At 62.5% G+C, this 26,693-nt stretch carries 25 protein-coding genes; 2 read left to right on the top strand and 23 right to left on the bottom strand.

Annotated elements, in window-relative coordinates:
* Positions 1 to 125: 125 nt before the first annotated feature.
* The 17 genes from trbJ to IVB05_RS27550 form a co-directional block, all read right to left on the bottom strand.
* Positions 126 to 863, bottom strand: a complete 738-nt coding sequence (gene trbJ / locus IVB05_RS27470; protein ID WP_247786675.1) for a P-type conjugative transfer protein TrbJ — start codon at positions 861 to 863, stop codon at positions 126 to 128.
* A complete protein-coding gene (gene trbE, locus IVB05_RS27475; RefSeq protein ID WP_247779093.1) occupies positions 860 to 3,301 on the bottom strand; it encodes a conjugal transfer protein TrbE in 2,442 nt (813 codons plus the stop codon). The genes trbJ and trbE overlap by 4 nt, the downstream gene beginning before the upstream one ends.
* A 7-nt stretch (positions 3,302 to 3,308) precedes the next feature.
* Positions 3,309 to 3,572 (bottom strand): VirB3 family type IV secretion system protein, encoded by a 264-nt coding sequence (locus tag IVB05_RS27480; RefSeq protein ID WP_247779094.1) that lies wholly within the window; start codon positions 3,570 to 3,572, stop codon positions 3,309 to 3,311.
* Complete coding sequence (locus IVB05_RS27485; protein WP_247786674.1) at positions 3,572 to 3,868, bottom strand: TrbC/VirB2 family protein; 297 nt, start codon at positions 3,866 to 3,868, stop codon at positions 3,572 to 3,574. Before IVB05_RS27485 ends, IVB05_RS27480 begins: the two co-directional genes overlap by 1 nt.
* Positions 3,869 to 3,891: 23 nt before the next feature.
* Complete coding sequence (trbB, locus tag IVB05_RS27490) at positions 3,892 to 4,860, bottom strand: P-type conjugative transfer ATPase TrbB (RefSeq protein ID WP_247779095.1); 969 nt, start codon at positions 4,858 to 4,860, stop codon at positions 3,892 to 3,894.
* A 130-nt stretch (positions 4,861 to 4,990) separates the two neighbouring features.
* Entirely contained in the window at positions 4,991 to 5,425 is a 435-nt protein-coding gene (locus IVB05_RS27495; protein ID WP_247779096.1) for a CopG family transcriptional regulator, read from the bottom strand.
* A gap of 9 nt (positions 5,426 to 5,434) precedes the next feature.
* A complete protein-coding gene (locus IVB05_RS27500; protein ID WP_247786972.1) occupies positions 5,435 to 7,378 on the bottom strand; it encodes a conjugal transfer protein TraG in 1,944 nt (647 codons plus the stop codon).
* Positions 7,296 to 8,687 (bottom strand): MFS transporter, encoded by a 1,392-nt coding sequence (locus tag IVB05_RS27505; RefSeq protein ID WP_247779097.1) that lies wholly within the window; start codon positions 8,685 to 8,687, stop codon positions 7,296 to 7,298. The genes IVB05_RS27500 and IVB05_RS27505 overlap by 83 nt, the downstream gene beginning before the upstream one ends.
* Before the next feature lie 115 nt (positions 8,688 to 8,802).
* A complete protein-coding gene (locus tag IVB05_RS27510; RefSeq protein WP_247779098.1) occupies positions 8,803 to 9,381 on the bottom strand; it encodes a ribbon-helix-helix protein, CopG family in 579 nt (192 codons plus the stop codon).
* Positions 9,382 to 9,595: 214 nt separating this feature from the next.
* Positions 9,596 to 11,350 (bottom strand): VirD2 family relaxase/mobilization nuclease, encoded by a 1,755-nt coding sequence (locus tag IVB05_RS27515; RefSeq protein WP_247779099.1) that lies wholly within the window; start codon positions 11,348 to 11,350, stop codon positions 9,596 to 9,598.
* A 415-nt stretch (positions 11,351 to 11,765) separates the two neighbouring features.
* Entirely contained in the window at positions 11,766 to 12,278 is a 513-nt protein-coding gene (locus IVB05_RS27520) for a S26 family signal peptidase (RefSeq protein WP_247779100.1), read from the bottom strand.
* The gene (locus IVB05_RS27525) at positions 12,275 to 12,739 is read right to left on the bottom strand and encodes a DUF2840 domain-containing protein (RefSeq protein WP_247779101.1); all 465 of its coding nucleotides are present in this window, start codon (positions 12,737 to 12,739) and stop codon (positions 12,275 to 12,277) included. Before IVB05_RS27525 ends, IVB05_RS27520 begins: the two co-directional genes overlap by 4 nt.
* Positions 12,740 to 13,253: 514 nt before the next feature.
* Positions 13,254 to 14,135, bottom strand: a complete 882-nt coding sequence (locus tag IVB05_RS27530; RefSeq protein WP_247779102.1) for a replication initiator protein A — start codon at positions 14,133 to 14,135, stop codon at positions 13,254 to 13,256.
* 22 nt (positions 14,136 to 14,157) lie between these two features.
* A complete protein-coding gene (locus IVB05_RS27535; protein WP_247779103.1) occupies positions 14,158 to 14,436 on the bottom strand; it encodes a helix-turn-helix domain-containing protein in 279 nt (92 codons plus the stop codon).
* A gap of 124 nt (positions 14,437 to 14,560) precedes the next feature.
* On the bottom strand, positions 14,561 to 15,091 hold the full coding sequence (locus IVB05_RS27540; protein ID WP_247779104.1) for a DUF2285 domain-containing protein: 531 nt from the start codon (positions 15,089 to 15,091) through the stop codon (positions 14,561 to 14,563).
* A 49-nt stretch (positions 15,092 to 15,140) separates the two neighbouring features.
* A complete protein-coding gene (locus IVB05_RS27545) occupies positions 15,141 to 15,272 on the bottom strand; it encodes a DUF6499 domain-containing protein (protein WP_247786975.1) in 132 nt (43 codons plus the stop codon).
* A 220-nt stretch (positions 15,273 to 15,492) separates the two neighbouring features.
* Entirely contained in the window at positions 15,493 to 15,771 is a 279-nt protein-coding gene (locus IVB05_RS27550; protein WP_247786981.1) for a DUF2285 domain-containing protein, read from the bottom strand.
* Positions 15,772 to 15,974: 203 nt separating this feature from the next.
* On the opposite strand from IVB05_RS27550, the gene IVB05_RS27555 reads away from it, so the two are divergent.
* Positions 15,975 to 16,202, top strand: coding sequence for a helix-turn-helix transcriptional regulator (locus IVB05_RS27555; RefSeq protein ID WP_247779105.1), 228 nt, complete (start codon positions 15,975 to 15,977; stop codon positions 16,200 to 16,202).
* Positions 16,203 to 16,265: 63 nt separating this feature from the next.
* On the opposite strand, the gene IVB05_RS27560 is transcribed toward IVB05_RS27555, so the two are convergent.
* Positions 16,266 to 16,586: a DUF736 domain-containing protein gene (locus IVB05_RS27560; RefSeq protein WP_247779106.1), complete on the bottom strand. Its 321-nt coding sequence runs from the start codon at positions 16,584 to 16,586 to the stop codon at positions 16,266 to 16,268.
* A gap of 258 nt (positions 16,587 to 16,844) precedes the next feature.
* On the opposite strand from IVB05_RS27560, the gene IVB05_RS27565 reads away from it, so the two are divergent.
* The gene (locus IVB05_RS27565) at positions 16,845 to 17,126 is read left to right on the top strand and encodes a hypothetical protein (RefSeq protein WP_247779107.1); all 282 of its coding nucleotides are present in this window, start codon (positions 16,845 to 16,847) and stop codon (positions 17,124 to 17,126) included.
* A 144-nt stretch (positions 17,127 to 17,270) separates the two neighbouring features.
* Here IVB05_RS27565 and IVB05_RS27570 read toward each other — a convergent pair whose 3' ends face one another.
* The 5 genes from IVB05_RS27570 to IVB05_RS27590 form a co-directional block, all read right to left on the bottom strand.
* Complete coding sequence (locus IVB05_RS27570) at positions 17,271 to 17,621, bottom strand: hypothetical protein (RefSeq protein ID WP_346771786.1); 351 nt, start codon at positions 17,619 to 17,621, stop codon at positions 17,271 to 17,273.
* A 131-nt stretch (positions 17,622 to 17,752) separates the two neighbouring features.
* Entirely contained in the window at positions 17,753 to 18,676 is a 924-nt protein-coding gene (locus IVB05_RS27575) for a DUF2493 domain-containing protein (protein ID WP_247779108.1), read from the bottom strand.
* A 304-nt stretch (positions 18,677 to 18,980) separates the two neighbouring features.
* A complete protein-coding gene (locus IVB05_RS27580; RefSeq protein WP_247779109.1) occupies positions 18,981 to 20,042 on the bottom strand; it encodes a toprim domain-containing protein in 1,062 nt (353 codons plus the stop codon).
* Positions 20,042 to 24,376 carry a strawberry notch-like NTP hydrolase domain-containing protein gene (locus IVB05_RS27585; RefSeq protein WP_247779110.1) on the bottom strand — a complete coding sequence of 1,445 codons (4,335 nt, stop codon included), beginning with the start codon at positions 24,374 to 24,376 and terminating at the stop codon, positions 20,042 to 20,044. The genes IVB05_RS27580 and IVB05_RS27585 overlap by 1 nt, the downstream gene beginning before the upstream one ends.
* Before the next feature lie 183 nt (positions 24,377 to 24,559).
* Complete coding sequence (locus IVB05_RS27590; RefSeq protein WP_247779111.1) at positions 24,560 to 26,674, bottom strand: ParB/RepB/Spo0J family partition protein; 2,115 nt, start codon at positions 26,672 to 26,674, stop codon at positions 24,560 to 24,562.
* Positions 26,675 to 26,693 lie beyond the last annotated feature (19 nt).

Here is a 26,693-nt window from a genome sequence, read left to right on the forward strand (position 1 = left end):
TGCCGACGATCTAGCCGGTGGACCGTCGCTGTCGCCGCGGAGCTGGATTGTGCACGCTACGACAAGGATGGGGACGGCAGCCGCTGTCGTCACAAGCATCACCCGCTTAAGTCCACCACGTCCGCTCATTGGTGAAACATCCGAACTCTCGAAGGCTGATAGCCACGACCGGGTGCGAGAAAGCGACGAAGCTGCTCCCTGCCCTGATCCTGCGCGGTGGTACGCTGGGCCGTTTCGAGATTTTGCGCCCGCCCCTGCGCGGCAACTGCTGCCGTAAGGTCGGCGAGCTGTTGCGCCTGCAAACCAAGGAGCTGATTGCCGGCCTGGCTGGCCTGTAGCGCGCCGGTCGCGCCCTGGCTTGAGCTGACGAGAGCCGACATCTCTTTGCGGTGGGTGTCGAGATTACCGACCACGGTCGCCTGAACGCGCAAGGCATCCTGCAAACCCGCCACAGAATTCTGCCAGCGCGTTTGCGCATTCAAGATTAGGGCTTGATCTGACTCGTTCGTCGAGGCCGGCGCATAGGTCGTCGTGAACGCTTGATCGATCTGCTTGATATCGTAGGCAATGCGCTGGGCCTGGGCGAGAAGCAGCTGGGTTCGTTGAATCGATTGATCGAGCTGCTGCAACGAGGAATACGGCATGCTGGCGAGATGTTTGGCCTGGTTGATCAACATCTGCGCCTGATTCTGCAGCGAGGTGATCTGGTTGTTGATCTGCTGCAGCTCACGTGCAGCCGTGAGCACATTCTGCGCATAGTTGTTAGGATCGAACACGATCAGTTGGGCCGACGCGGGCGAAACTGCGCATGCGACGGCAATGGTGATGGCGCTCGCGGCGGCGAGGTACGGGAGGCGCTTCATGACAAGCCCTCCTGCTTGATGAGACCAGGAATGAGATCGGCGGCCCAACCTAACCCGCGCGCGGCGAGCCAACCGGTGACAAAATCATCACGGCCGTGTTCGGCGAGCACGCGCTCAATCATCGCCTGATCGGACGTTGATGAAGCTGCTGTGAAGGCGAGTGCGAATTCTTCTAGACCCAGCTCGAACAGGCGATTGCCGCGCCGTGACTGGCAGTAGTAGTCGCGCTTGGGCGTGGCGCGCGCGAGGATCTCGATCTGGCGGTCGTTGAGACCGAAGCGCCGATAGATCGCCGAGATCTGCGGCTCGATCGCGCGCTCGTTCGGCAGGAACAGCCGAGTCGGGCAGCTCTCGATAATCGCAGGCGCAATCGCGGACCCGTCGATATCCGAGAGCGACTGGGTGGCAAAGATGACGGAAGCGTTCTTCTTCCGCAATGTCTTCAGCCATTCGCGGATCTGCCCCGCAAACCCTGCGTCATCGAGCGCAAGCCAACCTTCATCGATGATGAGCAGCGTCGGCCTTCCGTCGAGATGGCCTTCGATCCGATGGAAGAGATAGGCGAGCACGGCCGGTGCGGCTCCGGTGCCGATCAGGCCTTCAGTCTCGAACACCTGGACCGAAGCCGAACCGAGTTGCTCCGCTTCGGCATCGAGCAGCCACCCAAAGGGGCCACCGAGGCAGTAGGGTTGAAGAGCCCTTTTCAGGCCCTGGGACTGCAGCAGCACGGACAAACCGGTCAGCGTTCGTTCGCCCGCGGGCGCAGAAGCCAGCGAAGACAGCGCCGACCAAAGATGCTCCTTGGCTTCAGGCGTCACGTCGATCTTTTCGCGGGCGAGAATGGCTGCGATCCATCCCGCGGCCCAGCCGCGCTCGGCCGCATCGTCGATCATGGCAAGCGGCTGCAGCGCGACCGGTTCGGAGGCGCTATCGGACAGCGCGCCGCCGAGATCATGCCAATCGCCCTTCATGGCAAGCGCCGCGGCCCGGATCGAGCCGCCGAAGTCGAAGGCAAAGACCTGGGAGCTTGGATACCGGCGGAACTGCAGCGCCATCAGCGCCAGCAGCACCGACTTGCCGGCACCGGTCGGACCGACCACCAGCGTGTGCCCAACGTCCCCGACGTGGAGGGAGAAGCGGAACGGTGTGGATCCTTCCGTCCGCGCGAAGAACAGCGGCGGCGCGCCGAGATGAGTGTCTCTCGCCGGCCCTGCCCAAACCGCGGACAACGGGATCATGTGGGCGATGTTAAGGGTCGAGACCGGCGGCTGGCGGACGTTGGCATAGACGTGGCCGGGCAACGAGCCCAGCCAGGCATCGACGGCATTGATGGTCTCCACCATGCACGTGAAGTCGCGTCCTTGAATGACCTTCTCGACCAAGCGCAACCGTTCGTCCGCGATGCGCGGATTCTCGTCCCAGACTGTGATCGTGGCGGTGACAAAGCCCTCTCCGATCAGATCGGAGCCGAGCTCCTGCAACGCAGCGTCGGCGTCGATAGCCTTGTTGCTAGCGTCGGTATCGATGAGAGACGAAGTCTCGTTGGTCATCACCTCCTTCAGGATTGCGGCAACGGATTTCCGTTTGGCGAACCATTGCCGCCGGATCCTGGTCAGGAGCTTCGTTGCGTCTGCCTTGTCGAGCATGATCGCCCGGGTCGACCAACGATAAGGGAAGGCAAGCCGATTGAGATCGTCCAGAATCCCCGGCGTGGTTGCCGTCGGGAACCCAACAATCGTGAGCACCCGCAGTTGTTGGTCGCCCAGCATCGGCTCGAGCCCACCCGTCAGGGGCTCGTCCGCCAACAGCGCATCGAGATACATGGGAATCTCGGGAACGCGGACGCGATGTATCTTGGTCGAGACGCAAGCATGCAGGTACGTCAGGGTCTCGCCGTCATCGAGCCATCGGCACTCCGGCATAAACCCTTCGACCAGTTGCAGCACGCGGTCGGTCCGATCGACAAAGCCGCGCAATACCTGGTGGGCGCCGGCAGCCTCCCCACGCTCAGGTCCCTCATAAAGGAGGCGCTCGGCGCGCGCCGCGTCCTCGGCCGGCGGCAGATACAGGAAGGTGAGGAAATAGGCTGACTCGTAGTGAGCTCCCTCTTCCTCGAACTGCGCCCGGCGCTCGGCATCGACCATGGCCGATGCCACGTCTGGACAACTGCTCGGTGGATAGGCATTCGATGAATACCTCTGCGCTTCAACAAACACCGCCCAGCCGGATCCGAGGCGCCTCAAGGCGTTATTGAGGCGGCCGGCAACCGCAACAAGTTCTGCTGGAACAGAGGAATCAAGATCGGGCCCGCGAAAGCGCGCGGTCCTCTGAAACGATCCGTCCTTGTTGAGGACGATGCCTTCGTCGACCAGTGCGGCCCATGGCAGGAAATCCGCAAGATGTGTAGCGGAGCGGCGGTATTCGGCAAGGTTCATCATTGGTTGCTCACACATTCAGATGGGTTGGGATGCGCAGATGGCGTCTTGCAGTCTCGACAAAGAGCGGATCGCGCTTCGCGGCCCAGACGGCAGCGGCATGACCAATTGCCCAGATCAGGAGGCCCGCGATCCACAGCCGCAGGCCGAGGCCGAGCGCAGCGGCAACGGTGCCGTTGACGATGGCGATCGCACGCGGCGCGCCGCCGAGCAGGATCGGTTCGGTCAGCGCGCGGTGCACCGGAATTGCAAAACCTTCAACCGGCCCGTCCATCAGATCAGCACTCCGCCGCCGAATGAGAAAAATGCCAGGAAGAAGCTCGAGGCTGCGAACGCGATCGACAGACCGAAAACGATCTGGATCAGGCGCCGAAAACCGCCCGAAGTGTCGCCGAAGGCGAGCGTAAGGCCCGTGACGATGATGATGATCACGGCCAGAATCTTGGCGACGGGCCCCTCGACCGACTGCAGGATCTGGTTAAGCGGCTGCTCCCACGGCATGTTGGAGCCAGCGGCCTCTGCAGTGGGCGAGATCGCCACGGAGCTGAGAGCTACCGCAACAGCTATCATCCCGCTTCTCAATGTGACGCCGTTCATGATGGGTCTCCTGCGGGTGAAATGAGGTAGTCGCCCTCGGTCGTCAGGCCATCGACACGCGCGAGTTCTGTCAGCCGACGATCTGCGCCGCGGCCGGAGAGAACCGCAATCACGTCGATGGTCCCCGCGATCAGCGCGCGCGGCACAGTGATGACGGCTTCCTGGATAAGCTGTTCGAGGCGGCGAAGGGCGCCAAGCGCCGTGCCGGCGTGAATGGTGCCGACGCCACCGGGATGGCCGGTGCCCCAGGCCTTGAGAAGGTCGAGCGCCTCGGCTCCTCGCACCTCACCGATCGGGATTCGGTCGGGGCGTAGCCGGAGCGAGGAGCGCACGAGGTCGGACAGCGAGGCGACACCATCCTTGGTGCGCAGCGCCACGAGGTTAGCCGACTTGCATTGGAGTTCGCGCGTATCCTCGATCAGCACGACGCGATCTGCAGTTTTTGCAATCTCGGCCAGCAGCGCATTAGTCAGCGTGGTCTTGCCGGTCGAAGTACCGCCGGCCACGAGGATGTTTTGACGGTCCCGGACAGCGTTCCGCAGCCCGTCAGCCTGAGCGACTGTCAGGATGCTGGCGGCGACATAGTCGTCGAGCGTGAAGACGGCCACCGCCGGCTTGCGAATGGCAAAGGCTGGAGCGGTCACCACGGGCGGCAGCAACCCCTCAAAACGCTCCCCCGTCTCGGGCAACTCGGCCGAGACGCGGGGACTTGCCGGATGAACCTCAGCGCCGACGTGATGGGCAACGAGCCGCACGATGCGCTCGCCGTCGGCGGCGGCGAGGCGCTCGCCGGTATCGGTCATACCCCCCGACAACCGATCGACCCAGAGCCGGCCATCGGGATTGAGCATGACCTCGACGATCCCAGCGTCTTCGAGCCACGCCGCTATCGTCGGTCCGAGCGCGGTGCGCAACATGCGTGCACCACGCGAGGCGGCCTCGGACTGAAAGGAATGAACTGCCACGCTTGCCCCCAACGTCGCCGAGATATGAGCTCGGCGGTAGGGATCAGTAGAAAAGGCAGGTTACGCGCTCGTGCAACAAGCTCAAATCAGGCGGCGTGCCGTGGCGTAGCAAAAGAAAGAGGTGGCGGAATCACTCTCCGGGAACGACTGGCGAAGCCTTGGCTGGCTCAATGTCGAGCGATATTTCCTGCGCAAGGGTCTGGCCCCTGGCCAGCCGTCGCCCGAGCGCCTCGACAAAGCCCTCATACCGCTCCCGCCCCTTGGTCTGTGCCGCGGGCTGCGCCGTGTCGGGCAGCGGCGGCGTTGCCGTCAGCCAGAACCGCACGAACAAGGCCAATGCTTCATTTGAGATGGTGATATGACGCTCCAGCCGCTCGACGTGCCGGGTCAGCCGGTCAAGGCGACGGCCGAGCGCCGCCTCCATCCGCTCCGAATTATCCGGCGACAGGAATGAGGCCAGCGCAGTTTCGACGATGAGCGCCTGCGGCACCCGCTTGCGGCAGGCGTGGTCAGCGAGCTTGCCCGCCAGGTCAGGAGGCAGGCGAAACGTATGTTTAGTCCGCATTATCTCACCCTAGAGCTCGAGGCCATCGTCTGGATCCATTGCGGCCTGGCGTGCGAGGCTGGAGACGTTCATGCGCAGCACACGCGCTCGTATGGCGTCACCGTCGCCCTCATCTTCCGTGAAGTCGAACTCCGGTGGAGGCTTCAAGGCCTCTGGCGCGATATTCTCATGCTCGGGAAGCTCCGGCTCGCGGCGAATGCCGGAATTTGCGGTAGATTGCCGAGCACCCGACAAGCTTACCGGCTCGGCAACATCTGAATTCGGCGGAGCTGGCAGCCGGCTCCAATCGTCTGTCGCTGCCCTACCGTCGCGGTCGAGGGAGCTTGAGTTTGGCGGTGGTAGCACGCGCTCGGTCAAACGTGGATCCTCAAAATATCTCGCCTTCTTGGCGCGGATCGGTGGCACGCCGGAAACCAGCACCAGTTCGTCCTCGGGCGGAAGCTGCATCACCTCGCCGGGCGTGAGCAATGGCCGCGCGGTCTCCTGTCGCGAAACCATGAGATGGCCGAGCCACGGGCTAAGCCTGTGACCGGCATAGTTCTTCATCGCCCTTAATTCCGTGGCAGTCCCAAGCGCATCCGAAACCCGCCTGGCCGTACGCTCGTCATTGGTCGCAAAGGAAACGCGCACATGACAATTATCGAGGATCGCGTTATTCGGCCCGTATGCTCTTTCGATCTGATTGAGCGACTGCGCAATAAGGAAGCTCTTGAGCCCATAGCCCGCCATGAAGGCGAGCGCCGACTCGAAGAAATCAAGCCTTCCCAGCGCCGGAAACTCGTCGAGCATGAGCAGCAATCGATGCCGGCGGCCCTTGGCCTGGAGTTCCTCGGTGAGACGACGACCGATCTGGTTGAGGATCAACCGCACCAGCGGCTTGGTGCGGCTGATGTCGGACGGAGGTACAACGAGATAGAGTGTCGTCGGCCGATCGTCTTCAACGAGCTCGCGGATGCACCAATCACAGCGGCGCGTCACCTCGGCAACAACAGGGTCGCGGTAAAGGCCGAGGAAAGACATCGCGGTCGAAAGCACGCCGGACCGTTCGTTCTCGCTCTTGTTCAATAGCTCTCTCGCTGCGGACGCGATCACTGGATGGGTCCCGGCTTCACCGAGATGCCGCGTGGTCATCATCGTGCGGAGCGTCGTTTCGATTGGCCGTTTCGGATCGGACAGCAAACTCGCAACACCGGCGAGCGTCTTGTCCTGCTCCGCATAGAGGACGTGAAGGATGGCTCCGACCAGTAGCGCGTGGCTGGTCTTCTCCCAGTGGTTACGTCGCTCCAATGATCCTTCGGGATCGACCAACACGTCGGCCACGTTTTGCACGTCACGAACTTCCCACTCCCCTCGCCTCACTTCCAAGAGAGGGTTGTAAGCTGCACTCTTTGAGTTGGTTGGATCAAACAACAGCACCCGGCCGTGCCGGGCCCGAAAGCTGGACGTCAGGGACCAGTTTTCACCCTTGATGTCATGAACGATGCAGCTTCCCGGCCAGGTTAGAAGGGTCGGGATAACAAGTCCGATGCCCTTTCCGGATCTGGTGGGGGCGAAGCACAGCACATGCTCAGGTCCATCGTGCCGCAGATAAAGTCCCTCGAACCGCCCGAGGATCACGCCATCTGCCCCGGCAAGGCCGGCACTTCGAATCTCAAGCTGGCTGGCCCAACGTGCAGAACCATATGTGGCCGCCGTCTCCGCCTCCCGAGCCCGCCACACCGACATCGCGAAAGCGACTATAATCGAGATGATCCCGCCGGACGCAGCGACGCATGCCCCTTCAACGAACACCTCAGGTGCGTAGGCATCGTAGGCATACCACCACCAGAAGAAGGCCGGAGGCAGATAGATGGGAACGCCCGGTGCGAGCTCAAACCAGGGGTGTCCGAGTTGCGGCTGATAGCCGAGACGCCACGCCGTCCATTGCGTCGCGGCCCACATTGTGATGAGCACGACGGTCAAGACGCAGGCGATCTGGCCCCAAAGTATTCTGGTTGCGGACATGGCATAGAATATCGAGCGACTCCGCAATCCGCAGACAAGCTATCTTGCAGGCTGCGAGTATTTTCGGATACCCCGGCGAACAGATTGGTGCGGCAAACCAGAGGCCAGCCACGATCTGAAGCCCTACGTTGAAAGCAAACGCTGCTTGGTAAGCGACTTCAGGGTAGTGCCCATCTATGGGCGCCCAGAGCTGAACTACTAGCCCCGTCATATATTGCACGACAAACGCGCTACCGATGTGGAAGACGTTCAGCGCTGCATTGGCCCTACCCGCCAGCTCCTTCGGGAAATACTCGGCCAGGATCGCGTAACTGAGAACAGTTCCTGCGCCGACGGCCGCCACGACGATCCACGGAACATATGACGGGAGCGGCCATCGCAGGATCAATGCCAACTGAGCCGCGATGAACATCGTGGCGACAAGGCCCAACAGTGTCCGCGGTCCGGTCCCATGTCGGCGCGCCCGATCGACCGCAATGCCCCACAGAAGCCCGCCCAAACTCAATGCGATTGCCATAATGAGCAAATGCCAGAGTAGTCCGGAGCGGTCGAGACGCTCGACATCGCTGAGCCATGGCGCCGCCCACAGTCCCTGCAACGCCCATGCCGTCCCGATACAGGCGGCTGAAAGCGGAGCCAGGCGCCAGAAGCGTGGGTCGGCATAAACCATCCTTAGACTATTTGGTCCGCCTGCCACCGATATAGGTGCTGGCACCTCTGGGACAGCAAGATAGATGACAAGAGCGCATCCGGCCGAGACAATCGCGAGCAGCGCAAACAATGCTCGCCAACCCGCGGAAACCAGCAGGACCTCCGCAGGCACAGTTGCCGTCAGTGCGCCCAAGGCCCCCAACATGATCATCAGGCCGTTGAGCAGTGGGATACGTTCGCTGGGAAACCAGAGCACGAGGGCTTTCAAGCCGGCCGTCAATGACGCGGCGACACCAAGACCGATCAGCGCCCGGCCGCCGAGGAGCAGCCAAAAATTATCCGATACCGCAAATAGCGCCGCGCCCAGAGCTGCGGCAACCATCACCGCACTTTGGATCCGCCCCGGACCATATCGGTCCAACAAGATGCCGATCGGAATCTGGGCAGCCGCAAAAGTCAGGTAGTAAACAGACGTCAGTAGACCAAGGTCGCCAGCGCCGAGGCCAAATTCCGACGCCAAGGAGCCGGCGACCGTTGCATTGATGGTCCGAAACAGAAATGAGAGGTAGTAAGCGGCAACGAACGGCAGGAAGACGCGCAGAATCAAGTGCCAGTCTGTCGAGCCGCCGACACGTCGGCGTCGAGTCGCATGGCTGGACAGTCGGGACCGTAGTGGCTGTTCGACCGATGCTTGGTCAACAATTGTCTGCCTCTGAACAGGTCTAGTGCAGGGGCAGTCCCGCCTTCCCTGGAAAGTTGAACAGGCTGCCGCCCTCCCGGACGGCAGTGGAGTGCTCTACTTCGATGCCAACCGGGTTTGACGTGCGGAGATCTGGCTCGTGAACTGGCGAAGAGGTCTTTGCCATTCCCTTCTCAAAACCGTCAGCGAGAGTACCTCTCTTGTGGCCGAGCCGATCCACCGTCTCATGCACGAGCGAGGTCCCCGACTGAACGCGCCGCCAAACCTGTGTGGCAAATTCATCGAACCGCTCCGCCCCGAGCGCACACGCGGCCCGCAGAGCGGCGGCCGGCAGCGGCGGCGTCACCGCAAGCTGGTATCGAGCCTGGAGCGCGACACTCTCGTTGACGATTCGAAGATCGCGATCGAGTTGTTCGAGCTGGCGGCTCATAAGCGAAAGGCGGCGGTCTACCGGGAGATTATCGCTATCGTCGTCCGAACCGAAGAACTGAGCAAGGGCGGCCTCAACGAGCGCCGACTTGCTGGCGCCAGGACGCTTGGCGGCTGCCGCTAGCCGCGCGGCCATCTGCTCCGAGAGGTAGACGCCAATTCTGGGCTTCATCGTTGGACCTTTTGAAAGCCTGATTTCCTGCAGTGCGCGTCTAAAGCAGCGGCGCGCTGAACAAAAGGGCTACTCACGGTCCCCGAGCAACCGCTCAATCGCAACCGTCGTGCGTTCGGATAGATCGGCGTAGAAGAAGGCCGATCGAGATTGCATGGCACCGGCGGGCGGCGCGAGGTGCGACATGGCGCGGAAGTGCCGGGCAGTCCGCCAATCAGATTCCCAGGCTAATTTTCCTTCCAAAGCTCCAGGTCACACCGCCGCCACTTGCGGCGATGCCGGATACCTGTCGACCGAGATGCTGCTCAAGGGCGGGCCGCCAAGGCACGAGTTGGAATCCAAGCCCGTCGTCAATCATGGCAAACCGACCTGACGCCAGCGCTATACGCTGACGATAGATGCCCACGATGCGTTCGCCCTCCGACGAAGGATTGTGGGGTAAGCCTGTCTCGACCGAGATTCTTGCGACCGCCGCATTGAGCTCCCGTTGCCTTAGCGTATTGAGAAGATCGCGGGCAAAGGTGACCCTTGCCCCCTGACGGCGCGCGAGACCTTCGCTTGCGAGATAGTCAACCCGGCGGTCCATGGCTTCGCGCACTTCGGATCCGAAACCGCTGCTTGCCACGATCGAATCCCGCGCGAGTAACTGCCGGTCAATCCAGGTCGCTCCCGGCGCGGTGACCTGAGCCTCAATACTGAGATCCGATCGGGTGGCGAGCGAGAGCCGCTTGCGGCCCTGCGCATCATCGTAAGATCGCGCCTCCACGATCGCGCCGGGCGCGGCATCGCCGGTCATTTCGATATCGCTGAACCTGATGTGATGCGTTCGTCCATCGATCCCCTCAACGATCACATAGGCCGAGCCTTTCAGTTCGTCATGCAATCCGCGCTCGAGCAGCCGGCCGGGCACGGGATCTGTCGGTTCCTCGCCGTGCAAGGCAAAGCCGGAGACATCCGGCTCGCGGCCACGAATGGTCATCGCCCGATGCATTGTCTTGATGACATCGCCGCGAATTGACAGGTCACGCAGCTTGTCCTCGATACCAGGCTTGAGCGTCCAGCAGCCGGATGCAACTTGGTCCGCAAGACCGAGACGTTCCAGCCTGGCTGCCCGGCCGATCATCAGTCGGCGGAGGATTATGTCTTCGCCTGACGCGTTTGGGCGAAGGTCCGCCACGCCTGCGCCCTCATCGGCGGCGACACGCAGCGCCCGGTCGAGGCTCGTCCAACGCTCGGCCTCAACCTCCCGTTCAAGGGCGGACTGGATGTCCCGCTCGCTACGCGGACCGAGCTCGAGCGTGACACGCTCAGCCGCCCGATCCCGAAACCCGCGGCTGATGTAGTCCCGGCTGATCACGAGATCCTGGCCGTCCTCGGCGCGGCCACGGATCAGGACATGAATATGCGGGTTGTCGGTATTCCAGTGGTCGACAGCGATCCAGTCCAGTTTGCTTCCGAGATCCCGCGCGACATCGGTCATCAGCTCGCGCGTGAAGGTACGGAGATCGCCGAGCTCGGCGGCATCCTCCGGCGAAATGATGAAGCGGAAATGATGCCGGTCATCCCTGCAGCGCTCCGCGAACGCGCGTTCATCCACCGTATCCGACGTCGTGTCGAACATCCGGGCTTCCGCTCCGTCCCGCGTCACGCCCTCTCGCTTCAAATAGGTGATGTGCTTGGACAGCGGCGCCGAGCGAAACCGGCCGCCGTGGTGACGAACCACGCGCGCCTTCATCACCACGCGTCGCGAGGTCGAGCGGAGCGACAAGGAAAGGGCGGCGCGCCGGCCTCGCCCGAAGCGCGACCGGCTAACGCCGGCCTTACCGCGTCCGAAACCGTTGCCGACATGCCCGGCCCTCTTGGCCGCCCGCATAACCTGGCCGACAAAGCTCCTCGGACGCGACGAGCTACGTCCGCTGTCGCGGATGCGGCCAGGACGAACACGAAGGTCATTGTCGCGCTGGTTCATGATGGTTTCACCGCGAACTTGCCTTGGCCGACGGCTCTCGCTGCGCTGATTTCCTTGACGATTTGGAATGGAGCGACGGCTTGATCATTCTCGCTGCCTCTTAAAACCTCATTTCCACCAACCGCATGCGCCCGGCCGAAGGCGGCGCTTTTCCCTTGCCGTCCGTGGCTCGTATGGTCGTGCTCCCTTCTCCTCACAGTCCCCCGTGCGAAAAGTCCCGACAGCACGCGATTGAATACGACTCCACCAATTTGCCGACAGCCGACTCTTGGCGACTTGCTTGCGGCTTGGTCAAGTGGTCGACTTCGACGACCGCGCGATGCCGCGACCCTGCCAGCTCTGGCCGGGAAGGAGGAATGCCGCTGTACCCGATGGGTTAGAGGCGCGGCTATTTGAGAGCGTGAGCAACACACGGTTAATTCTCTCCATCCGTCCAGATCGGCAGCGCGCGGGCGATGATTGCAGAGGCCGGGATGGGTCCGAAGTAGCGGCCGTCCAGCGAATCCGATTGCCAATTCATGAGGAAGACGTCATCTCGCGCGACGACGCGGCAGCCCTGCCAGATCGGGAGTGGACGGCCACGCCTGTCGCGATCACGCGCCTCGCCAAGCCCAATTCCATCGACGGTAAGGGTGAGGCCATTCCTGCAAACCGTTTGCCCGGGGAGTGCGAGGACGCGCTTCAGCATTGGCACGCCGCGCGGAAGATAGCTGCCCTCAGCAAGGAACGCGGCAACCGGCTCCGGCGGCAGGACTGCAACCAGTTCGGTGACAAACAGCGTGTCGACGGGCTGCAGGCGATAGAGCCCAAGCGGGGCACTCTCTGAGGCATTCCAGACGTACAGGGCAACAGGTTTCGCGCAGATCACCGAGGTCAGCAAGGCGACCGAGCCGAACATCGTCAGGAGCGTCGTGATCCGGTGTTTCATGGCGCGATCTTCCGGCGTTGAAGCCAGATCTGATGCCGCGACCGCGTGTAGGACCTCGGCGCCTCTCCGACGGACAGGCGGTTGTGTGCGTGATGCCAGTAGTCAGGCGCTGCGTCGGCAGCATTGATGCCGAGCGCCTCGACGGCGTCAATCAATTGCAGCACCCGCTCGACTTTCGGCCAACCGGAGAGCCGCAGCAAGATATCGCCGCCTGGGCGTACATAGGGCACGGTCGCGCAGCGCTGGCCCGGCGTAACGGCACGCAAGATATCGATCTTTGAAACGACGGTTCCGTAGTCGCTGGACGTCCAGCGCACGAAGGCAAAGATGCTGCCCGGTGCAAATGAGACGACACGACGTCGTCGGTCCAGTATCTGTTCGGCCGCCACCCGGCCGAACCGAATCCAGTTCTCGATCCGCTTCTCAAGCCACAGCAGTTCAACATGCGTGAGGTCGCTCATGCAGCTCCTCCGTCGTCATGGAGGATTTCGATCGTGAACAAGTCGCCATGCCCGATGGCAATGCATATTCCGCGTCCCAAGGATGCGAACTTGGAATGGTCGCGCAGGCCGGACGCAATCGATGACGAATTTGCTCTGCCGAATCGAAACACAGACAGGGTGCGCCTTGCGCCCCGCTCCGCCGACTGCCGCAATTCCCTTGGAGCGCTAAACCACTGCGAAGCACGATCGGCGCCTAACTCAGCAGCGGTCCAATTCCGGGGTCGCGAACCGTCTTTGCTGCAGCGATGGCCGGTCCGTGCCCTTTGGTGTGAGTTCACGAACGCCCGCTTACCAACAGGCCGGAAAACGCGCGACCTCGTTAGAAGGAATCCGAAGGATTCCAGGTTAGTAAAGTTACGGCCGCGGCAAGTCGTTGAGTGCCAAGACGTTTCATCCGATTTTGGTCCCCGATAACACGAGGATCGGGTCCCCGTTGTCACGTCGGTTGTCGTCCCCAATAGCACGAACTGATTCACAGGTTTTCCCCCGGGCTAGCATTCAGACCGCGCTTGCGCAGACGCGCCGCAATGGGATCGGCGGCAATCGGCGTAAAGGCCAGACGCTCGTCGCCGCGCAAGCCGCGCTCAATGACGAGTTGGTAGCCCGGCAATGTCTGACGGCGGACGATCTCGCGCAGGTCGTAAGCAAAATGTTTGAGCGGCGAGAGGCTGCCGGATTTGGCGTGGAGGTGAGCAAAGTCGAAGCTCCAGCCACCCTTCTGGCTACCGCCGTGCTTGCGAACAACGCGATAAAGCCAGCGTTCGAGGCCACCCGTCAGGTCGAAATACGCTCGGTCGATGGTGAGCACGAGCGCGTCATCGAGCACACCAGTATAGAACCAGTCGGGCAGGATCAGCTCCAATCCGCGGGGCCGGCCGTGCACGTCGGCTGTCTCTTTCCATTCATTGATCCAGGAGAATCGGTGCCGCCGCCGATCGGTCGATTGACGGATCGACGTCATGACAGTGGTCGATTGCAGCCGGTCGAGTGCGGCCTTCAGACGATCGTAGTCCCGAACGCTGGTGCCGCGACCAACGAAGGTCAGAATCTCATACGGCGTTGCCGCCATCAGGCGGGAGGTCTTCAATCCGCCGTCGCGGGCCCCGACAATCTGCGACGCCGCCCAGATCAAGACGTCAGCGTCCCAGATCGTAGCCATGCCATGCTCGGGCGCGGCTTCGACGCGAATGGCAACCTTGCCGGCGCGGAAGTCGATGGGAACGACTCGCCTGGATTTGGCGAGGGAGAAGAACGGATAGGCCATCAAATCCTGCGCATCGCGTGGCGATAGAGCGCCAGACAGCGCACGGAAGAGACTTAGCTGTTCCCGTTCAGCGATGTGTCTGCGGCGCATCGAGATAATCCCCTAGCGACGTTCAGCGACGCGGCCGGCCGGCATACGGTATGGGCGCATGCCGCTTGGCCGGCAGCACGGTGCCTGCGCCGGGATCAGAGGTCGAAGTCTTGGCGCCGCGATCGGCCCAGGCTTTCAGGTCCTCGAGCGCATAGACGACGCGTCCGCCGAGCTTCCGATAGGCGGGACCCGTGCCGTAGGTTCGGTGCTTTTCAAGTGTCCGGCCGGACAGACTGAGAAATCGAGCAGCTTCTGGCGTCCGCAGATATCGCGGCGGCAAGCCGGCGTTCGGATCGGGCATTTGCGAGGCTCCGTGATCGTTTCGAGCGCGACCGCGTGGGGTCGTGCATTGACGGTCACGATGGCGGAGTAGAAGGGCCTAGGGGGATGCCGAAGATGTGGGGGCGATTTCCGGCACCCCTGCCCTATTCCTTGCGAGATGGTGGACGAAGCAAGGTGCGATAGCCGCCACGCATCAAGGCTAAGCCAGCCTGAACCAGGCGGATGGTGCGGCTGCGCAATTCGTGGGTCTTCCAGGCGCGTTCGGGGATGCGCTTTCGGCCGAACAGTACCTCGGCGATGACGCGATAAGAGGCACCATCTATGTGACCGTCGAGCGCTCGCAGGGCCAAGGCCAGTCTTTCGCGCCGCTGTGCCGAAAGCTGATGGAAGGCAGGTCCCGGCGGACGACCGTTGATGGCGCGCCACAGCCGATGTGAGGCATGCGCGCGGATCTCAAAGTCTGGATCGAGCGGCAGTTCGGCTGCGTAAGAGACACCTGCCTGCGGCGCCTCCTTCAGCCAGAGATGATGTTGCGCTCCCTGAATGCGCAACACGGCATGCCAGCCGTCCGATGCCTGTTTGATGCTGCCCGATGCAAGCTCGGTAAGCGGTAGCATCGCGCCGATGCCTTGCGAGGCAGACACGTTCCGGACGATCGGCAGCACCGTGGGCAAGGCCTCGGGTGCCCAGAAGATCGTTTGTTCGTAGAAGGACCCCTGCGGGTCATGAGCGAAAGCAGACGCCCCATCTCCTCCGGAATTCGGACGTCACCTGCCCGCCTTTCGGTCGAGCGTTCCGGTAAGCCATTCGATAATTCTTACTCCGGCGGAGTGACTCCCAAGCGAAATCTGCCATCTCCCCTGATTTAATGGCGTTCTGATATGTCTCCGGTGAGCGCCAGTCGATGTCAGACACTGCTCTGATCCCCTGCCGTACAACGATTACGGCTCTATCTCTATGAATCCTGAAGTTGTTGGGGAAGCCAGCAATTGTGCATTGCGTGATGCATGCGGGCGATCACGCGTTAGCGGGAGAAATCTGTTCTCGATTGCAAATTACTGGTGGCAAACTCTTGCTATTTGATCGCTCCGCCGCGAAGCAGATCGCGATAGCCGTGGTCTGCCATCCACTTTGCACGCGCCAAGTGACTATCAAATGCACTGCGGGCGCGCGACGGTTCACGATCCGGGTCGATATGCAACACGATCCGAGCAACTTCTTTCCACTCGGCGCCGTCGGCCTCGGCATCGAGAAGACGCCAATACGTCACCAGATGCTGTTCATCGTAGCTCGTGAGCACCGGATCATCCGGAGCTGTGTCGGCGACATCAGGATCGAGGGGTGGTCTCTGCATCATACCCACAATAGAACGCCAAGAAGGGCTACGCCACGGTTCTGTCGCAATTCAGACTTTCGTCATACTTGGGATGCTGGTTTTTAAATCGGCGACCAAATCGGCCGCGCTCATTTGCGTTGCCGCAGTTGATAGCATGTCGGCAGACGAATAGGAACGATCGTTCCTAGAACGATCATTCCGGTTCGGGTTCCCATACCGCCATGGATCTCAAAGAGATCATGGCTGTAAACCTGCGTCGGAAACGCCACGATCTACAAATGACGCAAGAGGAGTTGGCCGAGCGCGCAGGCTTAAGCGCGCGTTACGTCGGCGCCATTGAGCGCGGCGATGTATCAGCAAGCGTCACCGTGCTCGGACAAATTGCTGAAGCATTGGGAACCGAACCGGGAGAACTGCTCAAGAGGGCGGCGCGGCTTAGCAGATCCTAAGCCGCCCCAAACCAGCCGCGAAGCGCCCCGCTGGATGAGCGGGGCGCGGGTACTCGGCTCGACTCACTCCCCGTTCTTCCGCGGCCGCGACCAGAGCAGAGTGTAGCCTTCACCGCCCTCGTCGTCGAACAAGTTCGCGTAGATCGGCGCGTTGAACGATGGATCATCGAGCTTGAGCGAGAGGTAATCGCGGCCCTCTTCGGAGCGCTTCGACCAGGCTGCGCCGATCTCGGCGCGGCCGACGTAGATGCGGTGGCTGGGAGCGTTATCGTTGGATCGGTTAGTCTCGGCGATGATACGGACGCCCTTGGCTTGCAGGCTCAGGGTGACGATCTCGCCTTGGAAATCGTTGCCGACCTTCTTGAAAGAACCGATGTTAGCCATGTCACTTCTCCTGTTGTGTTTCGAGCCCGCGACCACCGTGGCCTCGATGGCGATCTAGAGGCCGAGGACGATCGGCGACGCACCCGCTCGCGGGCCGGAGCTCAGCGGAGGACGCCGTTGTTGCGACTTTCTTGCCTCGCGAGGAATGGGCGTAAGCCCAGGGGAAGAAAGTCACATTAACGGCGTTGCGGCTCAGACGATCGAGGCGTAGCCGGTCTTCGGCCAGATCAAGCCATCAAAGAGGCCACGTGGGTCCGCGTGCTGAACCGCAATCTCGGAAGAAGACTTGGCGAATCTCGGTTGAGCTGCACAAGAGGTTGGTATGGTTCGGCGCAGAAAGAGAAACAATCCGCCGCAAAGGGCGGTATCGTCCCGGAAGGAATGATCGAGCGCGGCGCGCCGCGCGATCGCAGCAATGTGGACCAGGCGGAGATTGGGGCTTGGTCAAAGCGCTCCGACGAAAAGCGGGGTTACCTCTCCCCCGAGCTCGATCACTCCTCGGTCAACGTGGCGCCCTGTGCGACCTTGCCCGACCGATAATGGCGACGAAGCGTCATCGCTCATGCGTGGCTGCTGTGAGCACCGGTCGAGGCATGTTCTCCGCCACCCCGGCCGATTCCAACGGGCGGGTCTCCGCGAAAACGGTCAAGCGCGTCCATGCTGTGCCTCCAATGCAAACCGCACCTAGGCAAGCGAAGGCCTCACGCCAAGGAGCGAAGGCACCCCGATCTGCGACAGGGCGAACATCATATGATAGCCAGCGATAGCCGCAGGGACGGCGAATGCGGTTGCGATTACGATGCGCAAGGTCCGGGAGCGACTGACCGCGACGGCGACCTGACCGACAGCAAGCGTCAGTGCGCCGGAGGCCAATCCGACCAGCAGCGCGCCGACGACGCCGGCGCAGCCATGAAACGCCAACATCCCGACGCTGAGTGCGACGAAAAACGGCAACGCAGAGACCGCCAGCGCAAAAATCAGCCAGCAGAACAAACCGATACCAAGTGTGTTGAGGACAAGCCCAAGGGCAAGCATGGCGGTGGCTCCAATGCATAGATGTACTGGTCGCGCCTTCCACCACCACCGCGGCGCGGCTTCGGAAGTAGTATCGAAACGAGGCGGAGTTGCGGCGTGCAACTCCGTCCTGGAGGCGAGCAAGACGGCGCTCACGCGCCGCCGAACTTCCAGACGGGAATGCCCAGCCGCTTCGCCTTGTCGGCAAGGTTGTCCTGGATTCCGGTGCCCGGGAAATGCATGACGCCGATCGGTACGAGTTCGAGCATGGCATCGTTGCGCTTGAACGGCGCTGCCTTAGCGTGCTTGGCCCAGTCTGGCTTGAAGGCGATCTGTGGGACCTTCCGGGTGATCGCCCATTTGGACGCGATCAATTCGGCGCCCTTTGGCGAGCCGCCATGGATCAGGACCATGTCGGGATGCTTGGCGTGAACCTTGTCGAGGCGATCCCAGATCAGGTGATGGTCGTTGAAGTCGAGGCCGCCGGTGAGTGCGATCTTCGGCCCCGGTGGCAACAGGACCTCAGTCTCGGCGCGGCGCTTGGCGGCGATAAAGTCTCGGGAGTCGATCATTGCCGCGGTAAGCGTACGATGGTCGACAAGTGAGCCGGATCGCGGGCGCCAGGACGAACCGGTGTGGACTTCATACTGCTCGATGGCCTGATCGCGGAAGAGTTCCAGGCAGTTGCGGCGCTCGATCAGTGTGATGCCTTCGGCCGTCAGGCGCTCGAGTTCGACCGATCGCACCTCCGAGCCATTCTGCTCGCGCTGGCTCTTGCGTTGAGCTTGTTCGTTGTCATCGAGTTGGCGATTAATTCGGTCCGCGGCACGGTGGAACAGGTTGACGGTCGACCAGAGCAAATCGCTAAGGTCCGGCTCGAGCTGGGTGTCGCTCAAGGTGGCAACCAAAGCGTCGAAGATATCGGCGACGGCGCCGGCGATCATCTTGCCCTCGGGAAGAGGTCTCGGATCTGGCTCATCGTCAAATGGACGGTAGCCGAAGAGCTGCAATTCGCTGAGAACGTGGTCGCTCGGAGAGGTGGCGTGCGGCGGTTCGATGTCGTCATGGTCGGTCATGGGAGGAGGTCCTTTGCCGGATCGGCCGCGCCCATCGCGGCCTTCGTGGCGATCACTCAGGCGGCGGGCGGAGCGGGGCCAGAACCCGGAGCAGCGCGGAGGGCCGAAGCGTCAGCGGAGGATGGCGAAGGCCGGCTATTTTGCTTCGCGATGCAAAGGCCCGAAGGGCCGGCGGAAAATAGCCGGACGCAGCCATTGACGGCCCGGGCCGCTTGCCGGCCGATCGCCCTCTAGAAGGCCGTGGTCGCGGCCTCTCCGGAATTGGACCGCCACGACCGAGCTGTCGGCGTGCAGCCAAACGCGCCTATTCGACAGCGGTCGACAAGAGAAGGAAGCGGGAGACGTCCTCTGGTACGAGTTGCATCCGCAACGCCGTGCGGAGGACATCGAGACCGAAGATGTGCAGATCTTCGTTAAAGTCACCAAGGCGGGGTGACAACGTGATCGCTTCGATGCCGGCGGCTTCTGCGCGCTGAGTCAGGATTGCCCGGACCGCGTCTCCGGCAGCATCGGCGTCGCGCGCGATGTACAGCCGACGCAAACTCGAGGACAGCAGCATGGCCGAGAGGTGATTGGCTGAAAGCGCTGATGCCATCGGCAAGGTCGGAAGGACACAACGCAGCGACAGCATGGTCTCGATGCCTTCGCCGGCGACAAGTACGTCATCGTCCGCCACGCCAAAACGAACCGCATTGCCGAGCAGATCACCCATGGCTCGTCGCGGTGTGTCGATCGGGGCTTTGCCGAGTCGAAGGCGGTCAAAGCCGTCCGGATCGAGCCACGTACGGTGCACACCGGTGATCCTGCCATCGAGGTCGGTGACACAGGCGATCATCGCTGGCCAGGTCTCGGTCGGCAAGTGCTCGTCAGGCCGGTAGTAGCAGCGCGGATGGAAGCGCAGGCTGCCACCATGGTACACGTGGGCTATTCCGCGACGCTGCAAATAAGTCTCAACGACGGTACCCTCAATCGGACCTGAGATCGCAAACAGCCGTCTTGCCGCCTGTTGTGAGCCGGCCGCTACTGAACGGCGAGCCGGCTTTAAGACGCGATCCGGTTCAGCACGGGGCAGCTTGAGAAAGCGTCTTGCCTCCTCGGCGACGGCTCGGAAGTCACGAAGGCCAAGGCTTTCCCTGACGATGTCGAGGAGATCGCCATGCTCGCCGGTCGCGGCGTCGGTCCACTTGCCGGCAGGCCCCTTCGGCGAGTCCTGGAGCCGCACGAACATCGAGCGGCCCGGCGTATTTTGCACGTCGCCAACTAGCCAGTACCGCCCCTGGCGCTTGCCATTCGAGAGGTAGTGACGGCACACCGCTTCGGCCTCGCGCGCGAGGCGGTGTGCCAGGTCGGAGGCGTCGCGGACCATCACGCAGCCTCCCGTTCGACGATGCGATCGATTGGGTAGTGGTCGAGCACCTTCGCCAGGATTTCGATGCCATCAGTGTCGGTTGGCAGGAACATGCGCAGCTTCCAGGAGATGATCTCCCCGAACAGGCCGTAAGCGCGCAGCCGGTCGCGCATTGCGTCGTTGAATCCGGAAAGTTCGATGCGGTATGCACCCATGACCCGAACGCGGCGGAGCTGGAGGCCTTCGGCGAGGTCGAGGACGGCCCGGCCCTCCATCAGCGCGGCAAAGGCGGCGTCGATCGCGAGCTTGGGCGCGTCGGCCGCAAGGACATTCGCGACCCAGGCGGCCAAGACCTTGCGCCCAATGACGCGCTCGCCGGCATCCGTTTGCAGCCGATAGACCCGGGTCGACTCGTTCGGCAGCCGCTTCCAGATCGGCAGCAACAAGCCCGCCACGATATGGATCGTGCTTTCGGTGAACTCGGGGACCTCGGCAAGCTCGGCCAGCCAAAGCGCGGTGAAACGATCACGGTCGGCTTCAACCCAATGGCTTTCCGCCATCAGCTTCAAGGGGACGCTGTGCTGCTCCATCGGTCGGATCAGACGGACGCGCCTCTCGATCTCGCCGTCGTCGAGCATGAAGCTCGGGGCTGGGACCTGCACGGCGGCTCGTCCCGAGCGCTCATTGATCAACAGGACGGCACGTCGATCGGAAAGACGACCAAGAGCATCATCCAGGCTCACAGGATGATTGCGCTGGCGCTGAGTGATCGTGAGGAGCCGGGTCTCGGCACCGGTTGCCGGGTGAACATAGATTGTCCGCCGATCGGTGACGACAAAACTCTCGGCGCGGAGGGTTTCCAATCCGACGTCATAGGTGCCTGACGCGACGGCGCCCTCGATGCGAGCGAACAATAACTGCTCGAAAGCGGTGAACAGGATATTCTGCAGGTCGATGGTAAGCGCCAGCAACCTGTTCAGGAAGGTCGTGATCGGGGGCAGTTCGTCCTTGAGCCCGTTGGTATCGGTGAGCTTCAAACCGGTTGCGTCCTCAAACCTCTCGAGCGAGCATCCCTCAACCTTGCCGCGCGCCAGCAGCATGTAGAGCTGACGCAACGCATCGCGGCCATACTGGCTTTCGAGGTTGTCCTCGGGCCGGAACAGGCCCTGCCCTCCGGTCTGGCGTTGACCTCGCGTGATGGCGCCCAACGTGTCGAGCCGGCGCGCGATCGTGGAGAGGAAGCGCTTCTCTGCCTTTACGTCCGTCGCGATCGGTCGGAACAGCGGCGGTTGCGCCTGGTTGGTCCGGTTCGTGCGGCCGAGGCCCTGGATGGCGGCATCCGCCTTCCAGCCGGGTTCGAGCAGGTAGTGAACCCGCAAACGGCGATTCCGTGCCGATAGCTCGGCATGGTAGCTCCTGCCCGTGCCGCCGGCATCGGAGAACACGAGGATGCGCTTGGCATCATCCATGAACGCCGCGGTCTCAGTGAGATTCGCCGATGCAGCACGGTTCTCAACGATGAGGCGCGTGCCCTTGCGGATCACGCGGCGGGAGCGACCCGTGACCTCTGCGACCATGTCCGTTCCAAATCGCTGGACGATCTGGTCGAGGGCGCCTGGCACCGGCGACAATGACGCAAGCTTCTCGATGAGCCGGTCGCGGTGGGCGACGGCCTCCCGGCTTTCGACCGGCTGGCCGTCGCGATAGACGGGCCGGGAGCAGAGGTTGCTTTCCGAGTCCGTGAAGGGCTCGTAGAGCTGAACCGGGAAGGAATGGGCGAGATAGTCGAGGACATATTCGCGAGGGGTAATGTCGACCTGGACGTCGGCCCACTCCTCTGTCGGGATCTCGGCGAGGCGGCGCTCCATGAGGGCTTCGCCTGTCGAGACGATCTGGATGACGGCGGCGTGTCCAGCGTCAAGATCGTGCTCGATCGAGCGGATCAGCGATGGCGTCTTCATCGAGGTCAAGAGATGGCCGAAGAAACGCTGTTTGGCGCTTTCGAAAGCAGATCGGGCCGCGGACTTTGCCTGTCCATTCAGCGTACCGGTCTCGCCCGTGATGTTGGCGGCCCGCATCGCCGCCTCGAGGTTGTTATGGATGATGCTGAACGCACCGGCATAGGCATCATAGATGCGGACCTGTTCGGGCGTGAGCTGATGCTCGACAAGGTCGTATTCGACACCCTCATAGGACAGCGAGCGAGCGGCATATAGACCGAGCGCCTTGAGGCCGCGCGCCAGCACTTCCATCGCTGCGACGCCGCCCGCCTCGATCGCCTCGACGAACTCGGCCCGGGTCGCGAATGGAAAATCTTCACCGCCCCATAATCCCAGCCGCTGGGCATAAGCGAGATTCTGGACCGTGGTGGCGCCGGTCGCGGAGACATAGACCACGCGGGCGTTCGGCAAGGCGTGCTGGAGTCTGAGGCCGGCGCGCCCCTGCTGAGAGGCCGCCTGGTCACCGCGCTCGCCCTTGCCGCCAACCGCGTTTTGCATGGCGTGGCTCTCGTCGAAGACGATCACTCCGTCGAAATCGGAGCCCAACCATTCGACGATCTGCCGCACGCGCGAAAGCTTCTCGCCGCGCTCGTCGGTGCGCAGCGTAGCGTAGGTGGTAAATAGGATGCCTTCCGCCAGCCGGATTGGCGTGCCCTGCCGGAAACGTGAAAGCGGCGTAACAAGGAGCCGCTCCATCCCAAGCGCCGACCAATCGCGCTGTGCATCTTCGATCAGTTTGTCGGACTTGCTGATCCAGACCGCGCGGCGGCGGCCCTTAAGCCAGTTGTCGAGCAGGATACCTCCGACTTGCCGCCCCTTGCCCGCGCCCGTGCCATCACCCAGGAACCAGCCCCGGCGAAAGCGAACGGCGTTTTCCGCGTCATCGCTCGCGGCTGCCACGACGTCAAAAGTCGCGTCGACTGTCCAGGTGCCTGCGAGAACGGTGGAATGCGCCTCGCCCGCATAAATGATGCTCTCGAGCTGAGCGTCAGACAAAAAGCCATCCGCAACAACGTTGGCTGGCAAATGTGGCCGATAGGAAGGTTTTGGCGGAGCCACGGAAGCCATAGCGGCGGACTGCACGAGCTTGGTGGGATGCGGTTGTGCACCCGGAATGCGGATCGACTGAAGTGTGTAGGTCTCATAAAGAGTATCGGTAATGCTGCTGCCATGCGTAGGCGTCCAATCCACCGGCTCGTAGGCAACTTCGGTCGCCACGGGATCAGTTGGCAGCACTGCAGCAGCCGGCTGGCGCTGAGCGACGCAGGCACGGACTGTTCGAGGCGTTGCAGGGCTGGCAATTGCCGGCACCACGCCAGCCGCTGTGCCAGCCATTGGACGACGCGGCGGCACGTGCTGTTGGACCCAGCCGAGCAAAGTCGGCAGGTCGGGCGCAATGCCCGGGGATTCCGGGAACGACGCGATCTCGTCAGCCGGGACTCGATCGATAACGGTGAGACGGGTGTCGACGTTGGTGCCATGCTTGGCATAGACGGCGCCGTCAATTGCCGCCGAGAATACGACACGGCCCTGTTCTTTCAGCCGCTTGAAGGAACTGGTCCACGCGGGATTGTCGGGCGCGACATTCGCGCCTGTGATGGTGACCAGCCGTCCCCCTTCGGGAAGTCGAGCCAGGGCGGATCCGATGTGCCGTAGTGCCGCCTCTCGCATGTGACGATCGACGTGGACTGCGGTCGAGAACGGTGGGTTCATCAGCACGACACTCGGCACGATGCCGGCATCGAGGTGGTCGTTGATGTGAGCTGCGTCATACTGCGTCGCGGAGACGGCGGGAAAGAGCTCCGCGAGAATGCCAGCACGGCTCTTGGCAAACTCATTGAGGACAAGGGAGGCACCGTCAAGTTCAGCCAGGATGGCGAGAAGGCCGGTGCCAGCCGAAGGTTCCAGAACGATGTCTGCAGGCGTGATCGCGGCCGCCCGGCTGGCGACAAACGCCAGCCCTATTGGAGTGGAGAACTGTTGGAGGGACTGACTTTCCAGGGATCTACGTGTCTGAGTCGGAAGGAGACTGGTGATCCTCCTCAGCATCGGCAGCATGGCGGTCGGCGACGCCGCCTTGGCGCGCATGGCGGCGCCATACCGCCTTAGGAACAGGACGGTCGCCGCCTCGCAGGCGTCGTAGGCTGTCTTCCAGTTCCAGGCGCCGGTTGCATCGGAGGCGCCGAAGGCAGCCTCCATGGCGCCGCGCAGGACAGCGGCATCGATCCGACGGCTGCGCTCGAGATCGGTCAAAAGCTGCCGCGCAGCCCTAACGACAGCAGAAGCGACAACAGCGGTGGCACGCATCGAGAGCGGCGCGGCCGCGGCGCCGCCGGCGAGAGATTCGGTCATGGCAGGATTTCTCGGGAGAGCAGGAATGGGCTGAACCGCCCCGGCGCTCTCCTTCAGACCGCGGCGACTCAAACCCTTCCCGGCCCGCCTCTACCTCTCAGCCGTCGCCAATAAAAAGGGGACCGGCGCTCTGCACCGATCCCCAACACTCCGGGACAGCCGCAGCCATCCCGCTCTGTGATGTCACTCGGCCGCGTCGAGCTGTTGCGGATCATCGTCGCCGGCGTTGTCCCCTTCCTCCTCGTCGGCAAGGAAATCGGGCAATGTGCCCGCTTCGCCCGCCGCTTCCGCTGGCGACGCGGTGGAGTCGAGCAGACGTATCGGCTCCGGCAACCAGCCCGAACCATCGAGAAGGCGCTCGGCTTCCTTGGCCATGTCGGCCTTCTTCAGGTGGTCGATCAGTTGCGCGGAAGACTCGCCTCTTGCCTCCCGAACTGCCTCCAGAATGCGGGGCTTGGTGACCCGGCCGAGATAGTTGTCGACGGTCGGTCTCCAGCCAGCCTGGACCATGTCGAGGCCCACGGCGCGGGCCAGCACGTCGGCCTGGTCGAGTCGCGTGCGGACGCCATCAGCAGAGACGCGACCCTGATTGTAGCGGTTGGCCGGCTCAAAGAGGGCGTTGGCCGCAAATGACGCACAGTGAGCGAACAGGGACGCCTGCGCACCGCCATCGAGGGCTGTGAGCGCATCCCACAGATCTTTCTCGCACTTCGGCAATCGCGCTTTCCATGACTCGTGTCGCGCCTCGACGGCCTTCGCGGAGGCGCTTTCCCTCAGCCCAGGGGCTTGCGCGGGAAAGGTAGGCGTGTGTAGTCCGATCTCGAGACAACTGCCGGATGCCGCGAACCGGTAAAAGGCCGTCAGCACGAAGTTGTGCAACACTGCCTGGAACGCGATCGCAGGATTTTCTGCCAGCGCATCCCGCAATGCCAGCGTACGATGCGCCGTCAGCTCGGTGATGAGCCGATCCGGCAGAGGTTTGGCCGCGTCTTCATCATCTTCTTCGGCATCAGCGGCGCTACCTGCGACCGCGATCACCGTGCGCTGGACGGAGGCAACAGGCTCCTGCCCGTCGGTCGACAACGGATCGGCACCCTGCCCGCCGACGGGCTCGGTTGCCGGCACCTCGTCCTCTGGCCGGACGTAACCCCGATCCATGGAAAGGCGTCCCTCGGAATCGATGCAGATGAAGGCGCCAGCTCGGGCAATCTCGGCCGGATCGTAAAGCACCGGTCGGTCTTCGAACGCAGTCAGTGCCGACTCGATTTCGCCGAGACGCTGATCGACCTCGTCGGGCAATTCGTCGGCATCCTGGTACTCGGATTCAAGCTTGGCCTGCTCGGCGTTGAGGGCATCGATGGTGGCCTGCTCCTCAGGGGAGAGATCGACAGGTTTGCCCTCGATTGCTCGCAGGCCCCTGGTGTGACCGTAGGGAAAATCTACGGCGACCGAAATCCATTTCCAGCCTTCCTTGGCGATCGTTTCGGCCTCGACCTTGAGCTTTTCCGTGACGAGACGATCAAGCAGCGGCACATCCTGCAACCATCCGCCATCGTCGTGCGCGAACAGATCCCGCATCACGGCGCCGCCGGCCTGCTCGTAGGCACGTAGTCCGATGAACTGGGCGCGACGGTCGGAAACGCGCACGGTGTTCTCCGTCAGCATCCTCCGGATCTGATATGGCTCGTCGTTGCCGGATCTGTTGACGTTGTCCCAGACCTGCTCCTGACGCGCCTGGTCGGCCGTGACCGAGAAGGCCATCAACTGTTCGAGTGTCATACCATCGTCGGCATAGACGTCGTGCAACTTCGGCGAGACTGACGCCAGACGAAGGCGCTGCTTGACGATCGCTGGCGAGACGAAGTGCCGCGCGGCGATATCCTCTTCGCTCATACCGCCGTCATGTAGCAGCTTGAACGCGCGGAACTGATCGAGTGGATGCAGTCCGACCCGCTCGTCATTTTCGGCGAGGGAATCGTCCTCGGCGATGCCGCCATCCCGGATAACGCAGGGGACAGGTTGCGTCTTCGCCATACGCTTCTGCTTGACCAGCAGTTCGAGCGCGCGGTAGCGGCGTCCGCCGGCGGGCACCTCGAACATACCGGTCTCCTGGCCGTCGGCATCGACCACCGCACGAACGCTCAGGCTTTGTAGCAGCGTGCGCTGAGCGATGCTTTCTGCCATTTGCTCGATCGAGACGCCGGCCTTCACGCGGCGGACGTTGGACTGGCTCAGCACCAGCTTATTGAAGGGAATATCCCGGGAGGGACTGAGTTTGATTTTCTGAACGCTTGCCATGTCGGATTCTCCACGACGG

Origin of the sequence: Bradyrhizobium sp. 170 (genome assembly GCF_023101085.1) — a bacterium.
Lineage (GTDB): Bacteria > Pseudomonadota > Alphaproteobacteria > Rhizobiales > Xanthobacteraceae > Bradyrhizobium.